Below are 15,431 nucleotides of genomic sequence, written 5' to 3' on the forward strand. Positions count from 1 at the left end.
GGAACACTTTGCGAACCAGCTCTTGGCTTATTGCAAGAATGAAGGTTTCGCGTAGCCCTTGAACTTGCTGTCCACTACAGCCTGAAACTCTTTGGAACGGTAGGCTTCGCTCAGGTCTTTTGCCCAGGCCGCGTCTTTATCGGCACGCTTGACGGCCACCACGTTAAGGTAGTGGTCAGGCGTTTTTTCCAGTGAAACCGCTTCAGTCAGTTTCAGGCCGGAAGAGATTGCGAAGTTGCCGTTGATGATGGCGTATTCCGTGTCGCCCAACGAGCGTGGAAGTTGCGCAGCTTCCAGCGGAATGAACTTCAGCTTGCGGGGGTTTTGGTCTATGTCTTTCTCAGACGCGCGCAATGGGTCAATGCCGCTTTTCAGCGTGACCAACTTGGCTTGCTCCAGCAGAACAAGTGCACGTGCCAAGTTGCTTGGATCGTTGGGCAGCGTGACGCGGTCTCCATCTTTGGCTTCCGTCAAGGTCTTGCGCTTGCTGGAATAAACGCCCAGCGGGGCGATAGGGCCTTGCACCAGCTCAACAATGTCCAGCTTCTGGTCAGCGGCAAATTTTTTCAGGTAGACCAGATGCTGGAAAAAGTTGGCATCCAGTGAACCTTGTGCAAGCGCAAGATTGGGCTGCACATAGTCATTGAATTCGACCAGCTTCACTTTGTAGCCCTTCTTCTCAAGAATCGGGACGATACCTTGCTTGAGCTGGTCGATGTTGGAGCCGGCGGTGCCACCGATAGTGAGTTCTTTCTTGGCGTTTTGCGCACCGGCTTGGAGCGGCAGGCCACCCAGTGCGACAGCTGCGAAAGCGAGGGCAAGAACGGAGCGACGTAGAGGCGTGTGTTTCATGATGACGTTAAATTAAAGTTGGAAGATGAAGCTAAAAATTGGGGATAAGAGAAATGCTCAACGCTTGTCCAGGCGGCGTGCGCTCGTGGTACCAGCGAATTGAATGATTTGAACCAGCACCACCAGCAGAGCGACGGTCATCACCATCACGTCTGTCTGAAAGCGGTAGTAGCCATAACGGATGGCCAGGTCGCCTATACCGCCCCCGCCCACCACACCGGCAATGGCTGAATAGGACAGAAAACTCACGGCCAGAACGGTGAATGCCAACACCAGACCAGAGCGCGCTTCCACAATCAGCACTCTCCAGATGATCTGCAGCTCTGTGGCTCCCATCGCGTGAGCAGCTTCAATCACGCCACGTGGCACTTCACGCAAACACTGATCAACCAGGCGTGCCAGGTAGGGGATCGCGGCGACTGACAGTGGCACCGCCGCAGCCAATGGACCAATGGATGTGCCCGCGATGACCCTTGTAAAGGGCACCAGGGCCACCAACAAGATGATGAAGGGAAACGACCTTACGGTGTTCACAATCCAGTTGAGCACCAGGTGCACTGGCTTGTTTTGCAGCGACTGCCCCGGGCTTAACAGGAACAGCAAAATGCCCAGCGGACCACCTATCAGCAAGGCAGCGCTCAGGCCGATGGCCAGCATCAAAAATGTTTGACCAATAGCGACGCCCAACTCGGGCAAGATGGCAACAATGTTCTCAGGCATAGGCCACTCCCTGGACGTGGACGCGATGTGAGGCTGCGCTACCCACAGACTCTGGATCGGAGAGCAGAGCTTCTTGTGCTTCACGTGCGCGGCGGCGCACCAGTGCGTCGATCTCGCGGCCCAGCACCGTCAAGCGCGGGCCGGTCGGCCCATCTACCGCGAACTGCTCGACCAGTTCACCTTGTTCCAGAATCGCGACTTTCTGGCAGAGCAACTCCACTACCTGTAGTTCATGCGTGACGATCACGATGGTCACGCCCAGTTTCTGGTTGATGTCACGCAGCGTTGCCAGAAGCTCATGCGTGGTTTCGCTGTCGAGCGCAGAAGTGGGCTCATCGCATAGCAGCACCTTGGGACGGGGCGCAAGCGCACGGGCAATCGCCACGCGCTGTTTCTGTCCACCAGACAGCTGCGCGGGATAGCTGTCACTCTTGGACTCCAGCCCCACCAGTTTCAGGCATTCAAGAACACGCTCCTTGATTTCCGCGCGCGTGTGACGGCCGTGGATCTTGAGTGGGAATGCAACGTTGTCGGCCACCGTTGCGTTCTGAATCAGGTTGAACTGCTGGAAGATCATTCCCAGGTTTTGGCGCGTGTCCCGCAGTTCACTGCGAGAAAGCTTGGTCAGATCACGGCCATCCACAATCACATGACCGGCGTCAGGGCGTTCGAGCAGGTTGATCAGCCGCAGCAGAGTGGACTTTCCGGCACCACTTTTGCCAATCAATCCAAAAATGTCGCCGGCGTGGATATCCAAAGAGAGCGAACGCACTGCATGGAAACTCTCTCCACTGGGGAGTGAGAACGACTTGCGTACGGATTCGAGCCGAATGACGGGCGGGGCAGCCGGGACAGCGTCCGGCGCAGGAGATCGAATGGGCAAAACTGTGGTCATTTAGAACGTCAGCCCGGAGCGGCCGCACTCAAAAAATGCGCATCCACCCAAGGTTCAAAAATCGTTGAATGACGCGAGTATGGGAACTACAGCTCAATAAGGGAACGAATTAATAGTTCGCACCTTATTACTTTTTTGTCTTAAAAGTCTGTTTTACTTCCTTGAAACGCACATAAGGTTGCACAGTTTCCTTCGTTTGCAAACCTGGAAGGCGCCAACAAACTGCAGCTCTTTTCATATTCTTAGAAGCTGCTCACTATGCCCAACACACCTAGCCGTCGCTCCGCTTTGGCCGTCGCCTTGTCTTTAGCCACCACTGCTTTCCTCACTGCACACGTCCCGCTTCATGCGCAGGAGAGGAAGCCGCTGAAAGTAGGCGTCTCCGTAGGCAACGGAGAGCAGATTTTTGAAGTCGTCAAGAAAGTCGCAGCCCGCGATGGCTTGCCGATAGAAGTCATCGTCTTCAACGACTACCAACTGCCCAACGCCGCTTTGGCAGCCGGAGACCTGGACGCGAACGCTTTTCAGCATCAACCTTTTCTGGACAACCAAAACAAGGCGCGGGGCTTTGATCTCGTGCCCGTGGGGCTGACGGTGACTGCGCCTCTGGGGTTTTACTCACGCAAGATCAAGAACCTGGAAGCCCTGCCCGATGGCGCTACCGTGGGCATTCAAAATGATCCATCTAACGGCAACCGCTCTTTGCTGTTGCTTCAGGAAGCCAAGCTGATCACCCTCAAACCTGACGCAGTCAAAAACAACACGGCAACGCCGCTGGACGTGGTGTCCAATCCCAAAAAGCTCAAACTGATTGCGCTGGATGCCGCGCAGCTCCCGCGTTCTCTGGATGACCTGACGATTGCGTCCATCAACAACGACTACGCTGAGAAAGCCGGCTTGTCTCTCGAAAAAGATGCTGTTCTCAAAGAATCTCCCAAGAGCCCTTATGCGAATCTGATTGCTGTTCGGCGTGCAGACAAGGACAAACCCTGGGCCAAGCGCCTCGTACAGGCCTATCAATCGCCGGAGGTCAAATCCTTCATTGAAACCAAGTTCAACGGTTCACTCGTCCCCGCGTTCTGATCGACATTTGCGGTGCGCAGGCCGAGGCACAGAGGCCTCGCACCGCTCAGGTTGAACCTGCCTTGGCTTCGCGCACGGGCAGGAGCGATACCAAGGCGATCACAGCGAAACCCACTGGCACCCCAAAGACACCTGCCGACATAGGTAAGACGCCACCCCACAGCCCGCCAGGCGATGCACCCCACCAGGCGCGCAGCGTGGGGTTGGCCAGGAGCATGTAGCTCACCGTGACGCCCACGCCCGCCAGCATGCCGGCTACGACACCACGGCGAGTTGCGCGTGGCCAGAAGATCCCCATGACCAAACCGGGGAAAAAGGTGGATGCTGCGAGAGAGAACGAAGCTGTGACGAGCGAGATGATTTCCGCGGGCTTCAGGACGGCCACGAATGCAGCCAGCATGGCGGTGGCCAGCAGCGCAAACTTGGAGAAGATGACGTGGTTTTCTGAAACCCGCACCATGCCATCGGGACCGGTAGGAGCCGTGTCATGCACCAGCGCATTGCTGATGGTGAGCAAGAGCCCGTCAGCGGTAGAGAGCGCTGCAGCCAAGCCTCCGGCCGCCACCAGGCCGGAAACCACATAAGGCAAGCCACCCAGTTCAGGTGTTGCCAGCATGATCATGTCTGCACCCAGACGAATCTCACCGAACTGCAAAATGCGGTCACCATTGACGTCCGCTACGGAAACCAGGCCAGGGTCCACCCTGCCCCACTGTGCAATCCAGTTGGGCAATGCATCGAAGCTGCTACCCACCAGGCTCTGCATCACTTCGTACTTCACCAGCACTGCAAGCGCAGGAGTGGCCAAGTAGAGCAAGGCAATGAATCCAACGGACCAAGCGACTGAATTACGCGTTTCTGCCACCCCTGAGGTTGTATAGAACCGCGTCAGAAGGTGAGGAAGGCTGGCAGTCCCCACCATGAGGCAGAACATCAGCGCCATGAAGTTCAGCCTGGACGCCTGGAACTCCTTCTGTTCAGCCTCCGACCCATCCGGATCGCCTGAGAAAGCCTGTCCGTGCCGCGGCAGCCCTCCTAGCGGCTTGCTGCGTTCCAGGGACTCGTTCATGGCACGCGTCCAGCGCTCTATGGCACTGGCCTCATTGCGCGGTAGAGCGGCCAGTTCGCGCCGTGCCTGCATGATGAGAGAAAAATCCACCCCCTGGGCCTTGAGCATGCGAATGCGCTCCTCAAGCTGGGAGCGATCCCGCGCCAAGGCTGCAGCGGGGTCCCGCAATCGCTCGGCATAGTCGCGCGCACGCTCCTGGTAGATAGCTCTTACAGCCTGCTCTTCCGGCGAGTCAATCAAGGCCTGTTCGAGCAGTTCAATCTTGGGCAACTGCGCACCATAGGCCATGACCGCCAGGGGAGTTCCCAACTGCTTGAACGCCAGCCAGGAAACGGGGATCAGGAATGCCAGCAACAAAACAACATACTGCGCGACCTGCGTCCACGTGATGGCGCGCATGCCGCCCAGGAAAGAACACAGCAGCACACCGCCCAATCCCAGCAGGATGCCAATTTCAAATTGAACCCCGGTCAAACGCGAAGCGATCAGACCAATGCCGTAGATTTGGGCCACCACATACATGAAGGAGCAGCCTACTGCGCCAGCGGCAGCCAAAAGGCGCGGCCAATAGCCCCCAAACCTCACGGCAAAAAAGTCTGGCACCGTGTAGAGCTTCATGGCGCGTAAACGCGGCGCAATCAGCAGCGCAACCAGGCAGAATCCTCCGGTCCATCCAAGCACGTAGGCCAGGCCGCCGGGTTGTGCCGCCGTACCGGAAAAGCCCTGCAAGTACAACGCGCCGGAAAGGCTGATGAACGATGCGGCACTCATCCAGTCTGCCGCTGTGGCCATGCCGTTGTACATGGGCGGTATGCGCCGGCCCGCCACGTAAAACTCTTCAGGGTCCGTCGTGCGGCCCCATATGCCAATACCCGCATAGAGCATGACAGTGGCAAACAGAAAAATGGGGCCTATCCAGGCACGGGAAAGGCCGGCACTTTCTGCCCACGCCATCAGGCCCAGAAAGGCCAAAAAACCCACCACGAACAAAAACAAGGCCCGATGCAGGCGCGACTCATAGCGCCGTGCGTTGTCAGGCGCTTTCATTGGTCGTGTCTGTTTGCGCCCCGTCGCGCGTATCGGAGCACTCCTGCCGGTTTCGGATAGTGGCATAGGCCACCACGATGCCCAGGAACGTCAGCACGGCGCCCTGCGCCACAAACCAGAAATTCACCGGCCAGCCGATGACGACCTGCCGTAGATCTCTGGCAAACCAGCTGACGCCAAAGGAAGCTGCTATCCACACCAGAAGCAGCACCACAGTCACGCGATCAAAGCGGGGTTGAGGCCATGGGGCGGGCTCCCCAGGCTCCTTCTCCCGCTTTGCGTGATGGTGGTGCCGCATCTCTGAAGCGAATCAGGCTGTGGGCAGGTTGTCAGCCCGCGAGCAATGTCCAGGTATCGATGACGCTGTCAGGATTGAGCGAAATCGAAGAAATGCCTTCCTTGGCAAGCCAATGGGCAAAGTCTGGGTGGTCGCTGGGGCCCTGCCCACAGATACCCACATACTTCCCGGCGGCAAGGCAAGCACTGATGGCACGCTGAAGCAAGGCTTTGACGGCAGGATCTCGTTCGTCAAAGTCAGCGGCCAGCAGCTCCATGCCGGAATCCCGATCCAGACCCAGCGTCAGTTGCGTCAGATCGTTGGAGCCGATCGAGAAGCCATCGAAGTACTCTAGGAAGCGCTCAGCCAGGATGGCGTTGCTTGGCACCTCGCACATCATCACAACCTTCAGATCATTGACGCCACTCTTCAAGCCGTGGTCGGCCAGAAGCTGGGTCACGCGCTCAGCCTGGCCCAAGGTGCGTACGAATGGCACCATCACCTGCACATTGGTCAGACCCATTTCTTCACGCACGCGCTTGAGAGCTTCACATTCCATGGCGAAGGCTTCGCGGAAATCGTCGCTGATGTAGCGCGCTGCGCCGCGGAAACCGAGCATCGGGTTTTCTTCCTCCGGCTCATAACGGCTGCCACCAATCAGCTTGCGGTATTCGTTGCTCTTGAAGTCTGAAAGCCGCACGATCACAGGCTTGGGCCAGAAAGCGGCGGCAATGGTGGCCACGCCTTCAGCGACCTTGTCGACATAGAACGCACGCGGCGATGCATGGCCTCGCGCCACCGACTCCACCGCCTTCTTCAGGTCGCCATCCACTTGTGGATAGTCCAGGATGGCCTTGGGGTGAACGCCGATGTTGTTGTTGATGATGAACTCTAGCCGAGCCAGGCCCACGCCCTCATTAGGAAGCTGGGCGAAATCAAAAGCCAGCTGGGGGTTGCCCACGTTCATCATGATCTTGGTGGAGATGGGCGGCATGGCGCCACGCTTGACCTCTGTCACCTCGGTTTCGAGCAGGCCGTCGTAGACGTGGCCTGTATCACCTTCAGCGCAGCTCACCGTCACCAACGTGCCCGTCTTGAGCCTTTCGGTGGCGTCACCGCAGCCTACGATGGCAGGAATGCCCAACTCTCTGGCAATGATGGCAGCGTGGCAGGTACGTCCACCGCGGTTGGTCACGATAGCGCTGGCGCGCTTCATCACCGGTTCCCAGTTCGGGTCGGTCATGTCGGTGACGAGGACGTCGCCAGGCTGCACTTGATCCATCTGCGAGATGTTGTGCACCATCTTGACCGGGCCGGTGCCGATTTTCTGGCCAATGGCCCGGCCTTCGGCCAGCACAGTACCGGTGCCCTTGAGCTTGTAGCGCTGCTCTGTCTTGCCCTTTTGCTGGCTCTTGACCGTTTCTGGGCGAGCTTGCAGGATGTAGATGCCACCGTCCGTGCCATCTTTGCCCCACTCGATATCCATCGGACGGCCGTAGTGTTTTTCGATCACCAGCGCGTAGCGGGCCAACTGCAGAACATCTTCGTCGGTGAGGGAGTAACGGTTGCGCAACTCGGTGGGAACGTCAATGGTTTTGACCAGCTTGCCGCTGGCCGCTTTTTCCTCGGCGGTGGAAAACACCATCTGGATGAGTTTAGAACCCAGATTGCGACGGATCACGGCCTTCTTGCCTGCCTTGAGAGTTGGCTTGTGGACATAGAACTCATCGGGGTTCACAGCGCCTTGCACCACGGTCTCGCCCAGTCCATGGCTGCTGGTGATGAACACCACGTCCTCGAAACCGCTTTCCGTATCGATCGTGAACATGACACCAGCAGCGCCCAGGTCGCTGCGGACCATGCGCTGCACGCCAGCTGACAGAGCGACGCCAGCATGGGCGAACCCCTTGTGCACGCGGTAGCTGATTGCGCGGTCGTTATAGAGGCTGGCAAAGACCTCTTTCATCTTGTGCAGAACGTCGTCGATGCCGGTGACATTCAGGAAAGTTTCCTGCTGCCCCGCAAAGGAAGCATCTGGCAAATCTTCTGCAGTGGCGGAAGAACGCACTGCAAAGCTGGCTTGGGCATTGCTGCCGCTGAGCGTTGCGAAGGCTTCGCGAATGGCCTGTTCCAGATCAGCCGGGAAGGGCTGCGCTTCTACCCAGCCGCGAATTTCTGCACCCGCGACGGCCAGTTCACGGACGTCTTCAGTATCCAGCGCGTTCAGCCTGGCTTGAATGCGGGTTTCGAGTCCGTCGTGGGCCAGAAACTGGCGAAACGCGTGCGCGGTGGTCGCAAAGCCGGTTGGAACGCGAACGCCCTCTGGGCCTTCGGTCGGCAGTTGGGAGATCATCTCGCCAAGGCTGGCGTTTTTTCCACCGACCGACTCTACGTCGGTCATTCTCAATTTTTCAAATGGTACGACCAGGGCGGTCGGATCGAATAGTGCAGACATGAGAAAGCTCCAGAAGTTAAAACCGTTGGTGCGCGTCGTTCAAAGGCGGAACGAGGACGCGCGCTACCCACTCGCATAGACGGGCATTGGAGTTGTGCTTTTGAGCCACTTTCCAAGCGGGTGGGTTGAATTCGCATAATGATGGGATTCTATGTTTTTAAGCCCGACTTCAGGAGCCTAACTCTATGCCAGAGCGCACTGTCTTTTTCGTGTCTGACGGCACAGGCATCACCGCCGAAACCTTCGGCAACGCCATTTTGGCTCAGTTCGACTTCGTGCCGCATCGGGTTCGCATTCCTTTTGTCGATTCCGCAGACAAGGCTCACCAGGCAGTGCGCCAGATCAACCACGTTGGGGAAATAGAGGGCAAAAGACCTCTGGTTTTCACGACCTTAGTGGACATGGAAGTATTGGGCATTATCCGCGCAGGATGCAAAGGCATGCTGATGGACATGTTTGGCACCTTCGTTCAGCCCTTGGAACTTGAGCTGGGTATCAAGAGCCATCACCGTGTGGGAAGGTTCTCTGACATCAGCAAAAGCCAGGCCTACCATGACCGAATCGAGGCCATCAACTACAGCCTCGCCCATGACGACGGACAAAGCAACCGTGATCTGGCAGGCGCCGATGTGATTCTGATTGGTGTGAGCCGCAGCGGAAAAACCCCCACCAGCCTCTATTTGGCGATGCAACACGGCCTGAAAGCGGCGAATTACCCGCTGATTCCCGAGGATTTTGAGCGCCGCCAGTTGCCCCCGGCCCTCTCAACACACCGCAAGAAGCTGTTTGGCCTGACTATTTCTCCCGAGCGCCTGTCGGAGATCCGCTCCGAACGCCGCCCAAACTCTCAATATGCAAGCCTGGCCAACTGCCGTATGGAGGTAGCCGAAGCTGAAAGCATGATGCGCCGGTCAGGAATCCGTTGGCTTTCAACCACAACCAAGTCAATTGAGGAAATAGCCACCACGATCTTGCAGGAATTGCGTCCAGAGCGTTTGAGCTACTGATTGGAGGCGACGGAGCAAAGAGATTCTGGGGCTTGATGCTCAATCGCCTACAAGACCAGTGCGGCGATCCCCGCACGTGCAACCTGGGCGTCTTCGCTGGATTTCATTCCGCTCACCCCCACGGCGCCCAGGCATTGACCGTCTTTCATGATGGGAACACCTCCTTCCATCATGCCTTCCAGCAAAGGGACCGAAAGAAAGCAATAGCGGCCCCCATTGATCATGTCTTCATAGACCTTGCTTTCGCGCCGCCCCAACGCCGCCGATTGCGCCTTGGCAGGCGCAATGTGCGCGCAAATGGTAGGGGTGCCGTCCATGCGCTGGAAATGTAACAAGTGCCCGCCGTCATCCACGATGGCTACCGCAACGGCCCATTGGTTTTTCAGAGCTTCCGCGACGGCAGCTTCCGCAATAGCCTTGACATCAGAAAATTCCAGGGCGTAGTTGGTTTTCATAATTCAGCCTCCACTTAACGTCTACAGACCCGACTGGAAATTTCACCATAGCCCCAGGGGGTTGGCGAGTGGTTTTCAAGGAAATTTTTGCATGGTGAGAAGCCATTTAATAGCGAAGCGCGCATCTTTTTGATTTCTAAGGGAATTTTTAGAATCAAAGCTACTCATACGTACAATGAACGTCGAGCCGCCCCAGCGGCGTATCTTTATCGCCACCAAGAGGAGAACTGACTTATGAGCGACCGCATTCAAACTTTTGGCTATGCAGACGCCGCACGCGGTGGTATTGCTACGCCCGAGCAGCGCAATAAAGTGTTGCGCAACACGTACTTCCTGCTGGCTCTGAGCCTCATCCCCACCATCTTGGGTGCCTGGATGGGTGTGGCCACCGGTATCACCGCCAGCCTGAGCGGCGGCTTGGGTCTTGTCGTCTTCCTGGCTGGAGCGTTCGGCTTCATGTATGCCATCGAGAAGACAAAGAACTCTGCCGCTGGCGTGCCGGTTCTGCTGGCCTTCACCTTCTTCATGGGCTTGATGCTGTCGCGCATGGTCGCGATGGTGCTGGGTTTCAAGAACGGATCTGAACTGGTCATGACCGCCATGGGTGGCACGGCAGGCGTGTTTTTCGTCATGGCCAGCTTGGCCAGCGTCATCAAGCGCGACCTCTCTGGCATGGGCAAATGGCTCTTCGTGGGCGCCCTGGTGGTCATGGTCGGCGCCATCGTGAACGTGTTTGTCGGCTCCAGCATCGGCATGCTGGTCATCAGCACGCTGGTGATCGGTGTGTTCAGCCTGTACATGCTGTATGACCTGAAGCGCATCATCGACGGCGGTGAGACCAACTACATCAGCGCCACGCTGGCCTTGTACCTGGATATCTTCAACGTGTTCCAAGGCTTGCTCGCCATCCTGGGCCTGACCAGCGGCAGCAACGACTGATAGGCCCAACGCCTGCAACTCAAGGGCCCCGAAATGGGGCCCTTTTGCTTTGGATTCGGCAGGTTTCAACGGATCTGAAAAAATTAAAGGGCAAGACCAGAAGAAAGCCCGTTTCTATTGGCTATAATTCGAAGTTCGCGGTGGCTGTAGCTCAGTTGGTAGAGTCCCAGATTGTGATTCTGGTTGTCGTGGGTTCGAGCCCCATCAGCCACCCCAAGTATTTAAACGCGCTAGTGCTCTGAAAAGCCTAGCGCGTTTTGCTTTATTTTCCCACGGTGGGGAAACCGGCTACTCCGGCCAAGCCCCAATAAGCCCCTCTCTGCGCTCCCTGTCACACCAGTAGGTGCCAATCCGCTTTCGGGCCCACACGGCCAGCTCCTGCGCCTGTATCGTTGACGACCAGCGACAGAAGCTGAGCAGGGCGCCCTGTAGGTTAGTCGCGGTAACTCTGGCACTCGCGGCACTGTGTCGTTTGCCGCGCTTAATTAGGCGCCCTGCGGGAGCACTGTTATGCGCCATGACGCTAGGACGTCACCCCCGCAACCAATCTTTTGGCGCAGCACCACACCCACTAGCCGACTTCAGCGATTTTGTAAATCGCCAATTCCCACGGTGTTTCCATGGTGTTAGCATGGTGTTAGCATGATATTTCGCCAAAGATTCCAAATAAAACCCGTATGGCAATGGTTTTGGCCTCTTGCGCCCAACCGGTAAACGCAATTCGCCAAAAAATAAAAAGCAACGAGGAGCAGCACATGCATGTCCTACACGCCGGTTCCGTTGGGCGCCCGCCTCTGCGCACCACCACGCGACCACCATCACCACCACCGCTGGGCGATTGGTAACTCCTAAAAAATAGCTACAAGCGGCCATCCACCATGCGCTTGATGCCGTTTTGACCCAATATTCAAGTGGTTTAAAGGGGACACACCATGACCGTTCACCACACCCCGGCCCACCTGCATGTGTCGCCCGCCTTGCCCATCCGACGGCGCAGCCCTGGCGGTGTGTGCGCCAAAGCTTTGCTGGCGCTGGCCGCCACACTCAGTGCGGGCGCTGCGCAAGCGGCAGCGTGCACCACTAACACAGTGTTGTATGCAGCCCCCGCCGCCGTCGGCACGGGGAATGGAACCAGTTGGGCCAATGCCAACTCACTGCAAGGTGCGCTGGCTCTGGCCCATGGCAACACCACGGCAGGGCAGTGTTTTGAGGTTCGTGTCAAACAAGGGGTTTACAAACCTGCGGTGCCTGCCGCTCCTGCAGCGGTGACCGATGCAGAGCGCAGCATCAGCTTTGCCATTAGCCGGCCCTTGCAACTGAAGGGCGGCTACACGGGCAATACCAGCGTGCCCAGTGAGCGTGTGCTCAACACCCGCAACACTGTACTGTCGGGCGATATCGACAACAACGACGCGGGCGCCAGTGCCAACGGCGGCATCACGGCATTGGCAAGCGACATTCAGGGCAAGAACAGCTTCCACGTGCTGACTGTGGGCGGCACGGGCAGCACCGGCGCAGGCGGCCCCTACACAGCTGATGCCGCTGACACCAGCTATACCCTGATTGAGGGGTTCAGCATCACGGGCGGGCAGGCGGATGCTGGCAACTTTCCTCACGACCAAGGCGGCGCTCTACTTTGCAATGGCCGGGGAGCTGGCTCGGTCTGCAGCCCCGGCATCCGCCACGCCAACTTCATCGGCAATTCGGCACGCTTCGACGGCGGCGCGATCTACAACTCTGCCTTCGAAGGCACCAGCAGCCCCACCATCAGCCACGCCACCTTCAATGGCAATTTGGCACGTGTGGGCGGTGCGATCTACAACTCTGGCTTCCTAGGAACCAGCAGCCCTGATATCAGCCACGCCACCTTCAATGGCAATTTGGCAGAAACCTACGGCGGCGCGATTTACAACGGCTCAACCATCAGCCCCACCATCAGCCACGCCACCTTCAGCTCTAACTTGGCAGGCCTCGACGGTAGTTCGATCGCCAGCACCACCGGCAGCCCGACCATCACGGCCAGCATTCTGTGGGGGCCCGGCCAACAGATTTTCGACAGTTCCACCAACTTTCCATCCACTGTTCAGTGGAGCATCGTGCAAGGCGGCTGGACGGGGGCTGGGGCAAACAACCTGAACACAGACCCCCTGCTCGGCACACTGCAAGACAACGGCGGCCCCACGTGGACGCGGCGGCTGCACGCCGGTAGCCCGGCCATCGATTCAGTGGCTTGTAACGCATCGGGCACCACCGTTACTGAAGACCAGCGCCGCGTGGCCCGCCCGCAGGGGGCCAATTGCGACATCGGAGCCGTGGAGATGGCGACAACACCAACCGTCACAGCCATTAGCCCCCCCACCGGCCCCACGCTGGGCGGCACAGCGGTCACTGTCACCGGCACCAGCTTCACCGGAGCCACATCGGCCACGGCGTGTGGTGCCGCACTGATCAACCTCGTGGTGGTGAACGACACCACTCTCACCGGTACCACGCCCGCCCATGCGGCTGCGGTTTGTGATGTGGTGGTGACCACGGCCATCGGCAGTGGCACGGGCGCAGCGTTGTTCAGCTACACCTCCTCGGCGAGCAACCAGGTGCTGACCTTTGGCGCCGCCCCGACGCTCACTGTGGGTGGTCCTGCAGGCACGGTGAGTGCCACCAGTAGTGCACCAGTGCTTGACAGTTTGACTACCTTCAGCAGCCTCACGCCTGCCATCTGCACGGTCAGCGGCTCTTCCGTCACGCCCCTGGCCGCAGGCGTTTGCACGGTGGCTGCCAACAACCCGGGCAATGCGGACTACACCGCAGCCCCGCAGGTCACCCAAGTCATCACGGTGGGCACTGCGTCACCCCCCGTGCGCAGCGTGACAGGCACACCGCCCGGCACCAGCCCCATCACCGCCAGCTTCACCGGCGGCAGCGCGACCTGTGGCTACGCAAGCAGCCAGTTCCCTACCGCAGTGGCATTGGGCGGCACGTTGCCTGCGGGGTACAGCTTTGACCAAGGTGCGTTTGGCTTCACCACCACCGTATGCGGCACAGGTGCCACGCTGACGCTGACTTTGACCTTTGACCAACCACTAGCTGCGAACGCCAAGTTGTTCAAGTTCAACGGCACCACTTGGGCCGAGTTTCCCGCCACCATGAGCGGCAACACCGTGACTTACCAGGTGACGGACGGTGGCGCTGGAGACAGCAACCCCGTAGACGGCGTGATTACTGACCCGGTGGCGGTGGGTGCACCAAACGTGGTGGTGCCTCTAATGGTGACCCCGGTGCCCACACTGGGCCAGTGGGCGCTGGTGCTGCTGAGCTTGATGGCGGCGACGCTGGGGGCGGGAACCTTGCAGCGGCGCGGGGTCATGGATTGATCCTAAAACAATAGCTAAAAGCGCCCAAAAAATGGGCGCTTGAGGCTGCTTTGGCTTCAATATTCAAGCGCCATGTTCAAGGGCCGCCAGCATCAGGTCGGCAGTCATGCGCTCACCCATGGCCCAGCCCACCCCACGGCGGCTCCAGACATCGATGACCACAGCCTGATAGAGGAAACCCCATCCAGGTCGACACGTAGGTGAAATCAGGGAGTGAGAGAAGAGGAAAGAGGCAGCAAGGTCAACCGATCCGCCCCGATGGGCGTATCGGTCCTTGATTGGGTTCTCCCACATACCCTCTTGAATCCCGGTCCCCTGCAGGCGCTCCAGGAGTGCGCCCGCACGGCACATAACAACAAGAAGAAAGGATGCCGCCATGCACATCACCCACACCACCGCCGACCACCATGAGGGCATCGGCACCACACTCTCAGTAATGCCGTCCACCGCCATGGACATCATTCACAGCATTCAGGCTGCTAAGGGGCATTGCAACAGTCCATCAATGCTGCGGTGGCGGATGTAGCGAACGCCACTACACCGGATGAAGCGAAGAAGGCTCAGCAGCGGCTGGCGGCGCTGATGGAGCAGATGGAGCAGATGGCGCGGCTGGAGCAGCAGTTGCAGGATGCCAAGGTCAGACAGATCAATGAGACACCGGTTAAGAAGTTGAAGTGGTAATACGGCAAAGTTTCTTCTGAAGCCCTTGGCTGTGTTCCTACCCGAAAGCGACGGTGGGTATCGTGTCCCAACGCGGTTGGTGATGCATTTATCCAAGTCTGACTTTTACGGTGCTGCATCAGGATGGCGCTCAAATGCGCCGACGCATACGCAGTGCAGCTAGGCCCGCCAGAACCACACCTGTGAGCAACAACCCCAGATCGGACATGGCAGGCACAGCGACCGCGGCAACACTTGCAGGACCCACAACCAGGGTGTAGGCCCGTGAACCGGTGGATCCCACCGCCCCATTGTCAGCGGTCACAGTGAAGTTGAAGGTGCCAGGGACGGTAGGAGTGCCGCTGAGCACACCAGCGCTGTTGAAGGACATCCCCAGGGGAAAGCTACCCGCGGTCAAAGCGAAGCTGTAGGGTCCTGGGGCGCCACTGGCGGTGAGGGTTTGGGTATAAGCCGTGCCCTGTGTGGCGTTGGGCAGAGTTAAAGGAGTAATGGCCAGTGCAGGGGGAGGATCCACTACGAAAGAGTAGGCCCGTGAACCGGTGGATCCCGCCGCCCCATTGTCAGCGGTCACAGTGAAGTT

14 protein-coding genes and 1 tRNA gene are annotated in these 15,431 nt (G+C 58.4%); 6 read left to right on the forward strand and 9 right to left on the reverse strand.

Annotated features, from left to right (window positions below; genetic code table 11):
* Positions 1–27: 27 nt before the first annotated feature.
* The 3 genes from ABIE13_RS22375 to ABIE13_RS22385 are packed head-to-tail and all read right to left on the reverse strand — an operon-like array spanning position 28 to position 2,467.
* Positions 28–852, reverse strand: a complete 825-nt coding sequence (locus ABIE13_RS22375; protein ID WP_354447569.1) for a MetQ/NlpA family ABC transporter substrate-binding protein — start codon at positions 850–852, stop codon at positions 28–30.
* Between the two features lie 57 nt (positions 853–909).
* Positions 910–1,572 (reverse strand): methionine ABC transporter permease, encoded by a 663-nt coding sequence (locus ABIE13_RS22380; protein ID WP_354447571.1) that lies wholly within the window; start codon positions 1,570–1,572, stop codon positions 910–912.
* The gene (locus ABIE13_RS22385) at positions 1,565–2,467 is read right to left on the reverse strand and encodes a methionine ABC transporter ATP-binding protein (protein ID WP_354447573.1); all 903 of its coding nucleotides are present in this window, start codon (positions 2,465–2,467) and stop codon (positions 1,565–1,567) included. The genes ABIE13_RS22380 and ABIE13_RS22385 overlap by 8 nt, the downstream gene beginning before the upstream one ends.
* 258 nt (positions 2,468–2,725) lie before the next feature.
* Between ABIE13_RS22385 and ABIE13_RS22390 the strand changes: the two genes are divergently transcribed.
* Positions 2,726–3,550 carry a MetQ/NlpA family ABC transporter substrate-binding protein gene (locus ABIE13_RS22390; RefSeq protein ID WP_354447575.1) on the forward strand — a complete coding sequence of 275 codons (825 nt, stop codon included), beginning with the start codon at positions 2,726–2,728 and terminating at the stop codon, positions 3,548–3,550.
* A gap of 46 nt (positions 3,551–3,596) precedes the next feature.
* On the opposite strand, the gene ABIE13_RS22395 is transcribed toward ABIE13_RS22390, so the two are convergent.
* The 3 genes from ABIE13_RS22395 to ppsA all read right to left on the reverse strand — a co-directional run bounded on the left by ABIE13_RS22395 (position 3,597) and on the right by ppsA (position 8,398).
* A complete protein-coding gene (locus ABIE13_RS22395) occupies positions 3,597–5,666 on the reverse strand; it encodes a VC_2705 family sodium/solute symporter (protein WP_354447577.1) in 2,070 nt (689 codons plus the stop codon).
* On the reverse strand, positions 5,653–5,886 hold the full coding sequence (locus ABIE13_RS22400) for a DUF4212 domain-containing protein (RefSeq protein ID WP_354447579.1): 234 nt from the start codon (positions 5,884–5,886) through the stop codon (positions 5,653–5,655). Before ABIE13_RS22400 ends, ABIE13_RS22395 begins: the two co-directional genes overlap by 14 nt.
* A gap of 109 nt (positions 5,887–5,995) precedes the next feature.
* The gene (gene ppsA, locus ABIE13_RS22405; protein ID WP_354447581.1) at positions 5,996–8,398 is read right to left on the reverse strand and encodes a phosphoenolpyruvate synthase; all 2,403 of its coding nucleotides are present in this window, start codon (positions 8,396–8,398) and stop codon (positions 5,996–5,998) included.
* Between the two features lie 185 nt (positions 8,399–8,583).
* On the opposite strand from ppsA, the gene ppsR reads away from it, so the two are divergent.
* A complete protein-coding gene (ppsR, locus tag ABIE13_RS22410) occupies positions 8,584–9,405 on the forward strand; it encodes a posphoenolpyruvate synthetase regulatory kinase/phosphorylase PpsR (protein ID WP_354447583.1) in 822 nt (273 codons plus the stop codon).
* Between the two features lie 47 nt (positions 9,406–9,452).
* Here ppsR and ABIE13_RS22415 read toward each other — a convergent pair whose 3' ends face one another.
* Complete coding sequence (locus tag ABIE13_RS22415; protein ID WP_354447585.1) at positions 9,453–9,860, reverse strand: GlcG/HbpS family heme-binding protein; 408 nt, start codon at positions 9,858–9,860, stop codon at positions 9,453–9,455.
* A gap of 234 nt (positions 9,861–10,094) precedes the next feature.
* Between ABIE13_RS22415 and ABIE13_RS22420 the strand changes: the two genes are divergently transcribed.
* The 3 genes from ABIE13_RS22420 to ABIE13_RS22430 all read left to right on the forward strand — a co-directional run bounded on the left by ABIE13_RS22420 (position 10,095) and on the right by ABIE13_RS22430 (position 14,170).
* Entirely contained in the window at positions 10,095–10,799 is a 705-nt protein-coding gene (locus ABIE13_RS22420; RefSeq protein ID WP_354447587.1) for a Bax inhibitor-1/YccA family protein, read from the forward strand.
* 140 nt (positions 10,800–10,939) lie between these two features.
* Positions 10,940–11,015: transfer RNA gene (locus tag ABIE13_RS22425), tRNA-His, on the forward strand.
* Positions 11,016–11,731: 716 nt separating this feature from the next.
* Positions 11,732–14,170 (forward strand): IPTL-CTERM sorting domain-containing protein, encoded by a 2,439-nt coding sequence (locus ABIE13_RS22430; RefSeq protein WP_354447589.1) that lies wholly within the window; start codon positions 11,732–11,734, stop codon positions 14,168–14,170.
* 63 nt (positions 14,171–14,233) lie between these two features.
* Here the strand turns inward: ABIE13_RS22430 and ABIE13_RS22435 are convergent, their stop codons facing one another.
* Complete coding sequence (locus ABIE13_RS22435) at positions 14,234–14,632, reverse strand: hypothetical protein (RefSeq protein ID WP_354447613.1); 399 nt, start codon at positions 14,630–14,632, stop codon at positions 14,234–14,236.
* Positions 14,633–14,659: 27 nt separating this feature from the next.
* On the opposite strand from ABIE13_RS22435, the gene ABIE13_RS22440 reads away from it, so the two are divergent.
* On the forward strand, positions 14,660–14,851 hold the full coding sequence (locus tag ABIE13_RS22440) for a hypothetical protein (RefSeq protein ID WP_354447591.1): 192 nt from the start codon (positions 14,660–14,662) through the stop codon (positions 14,849–14,851).
* 130 nt (positions 14,852–14,981) lie between these two features.
* On the opposite strand, the gene ABIE13_RS22445 is transcribed toward ABIE13_RS22440, so the two are convergent.
* Positions 14,982–15,431 (reverse strand): Ig domain-containing protein (locus ABIE13_RS22445; RefSeq protein WP_354447593.1); only part of this gene is annotated, 450 nt, incomplete at its 5' end.

This window comes from Ottowia thiooxydans (assembly GCF_040548795.1).
Taxonomy (GTDB): Bacteria; Pseudomonadota; Gammaproteobacteria; order Burkholderiales; family Burkholderiaceae_C; genus Ottowia; species Ottowia thiooxydans_A.

Coding starts and splice junctions, on each gene's coding strand:
- ppsA (WP_354447581.1), bottom strand. CDS start 8,398: ATGTCTGCACTATTCGATCCGACCGCCCTGGTCGTACCATTTGAAAAA.
- ppsR (WP_354447583.1), top strand. CDS start 8,584: ATGCCAGAGCGCACTGTCTTTTTCGTGTCTGACGGCACAGGCATCACC.
- ABIE13_RS22415 (WP_354447585.1), bottom strand. CDS start 9,860: ATGAAAACCAACTACGCCCTGGAATTTTCTGATGTCAAGGCTATTGCG.
- ABIE13_RS22385 (WP_354447573.1), bottom strand. CDS start 2,467: ATGACCACAGTTTTGCCCATTCGATCTCCTGCGCCGGACGCTGTCCCG.
- ABIE13_RS22395 (WP_354447577.1), bottom strand. CDS start 5,666: ATGAAAGCGCCTGACAACGCACGGCGCTATGAGTCGCGCCTGCATCGG.
- ABIE13_RS22380 (WP_354447571.1), bottom strand. CDS start 1,572: ATGCCTGAGAACATTGTTGCCATCTTGCCCGAGTTGGGCGTCGCTATT.
- ABIE13_RS22435 (WP_354447613.1), bottom strand. CDS start 14,632: ATGATGTCCATGGCGGTGGACGGCATTACTGAGAGTGTGGTGCCGATG.
- ABIE13_RS22430 (WP_354447589.1), top strand. CDS start 11,732: ATGACCGTTCACCACACCCCGGCCCACCTGCATGTGTCGCCCGCCTTG.
- ABIE13_RS22420 (WP_354447587.1), top strand. CDS start 10,095: ATGAGCGACCGCATTCAAACTTTTGGCTATGCAGACGCCGCACGCGGT.
- ABIE13_RS22375 (WP_354447569.1), bottom strand. CDS start 852: ATGAAACACACGCCTCTACGTCGCTCCGTTCTTGCCCTCGCTTTCGCA.
- ABIE13_RS22390 (WP_354447575.1), top strand. CDS start 2,726: ATGCCCAACACACCTAGCCGTCGCTCCGCTTTGGCCGTCGCCTTGTCT.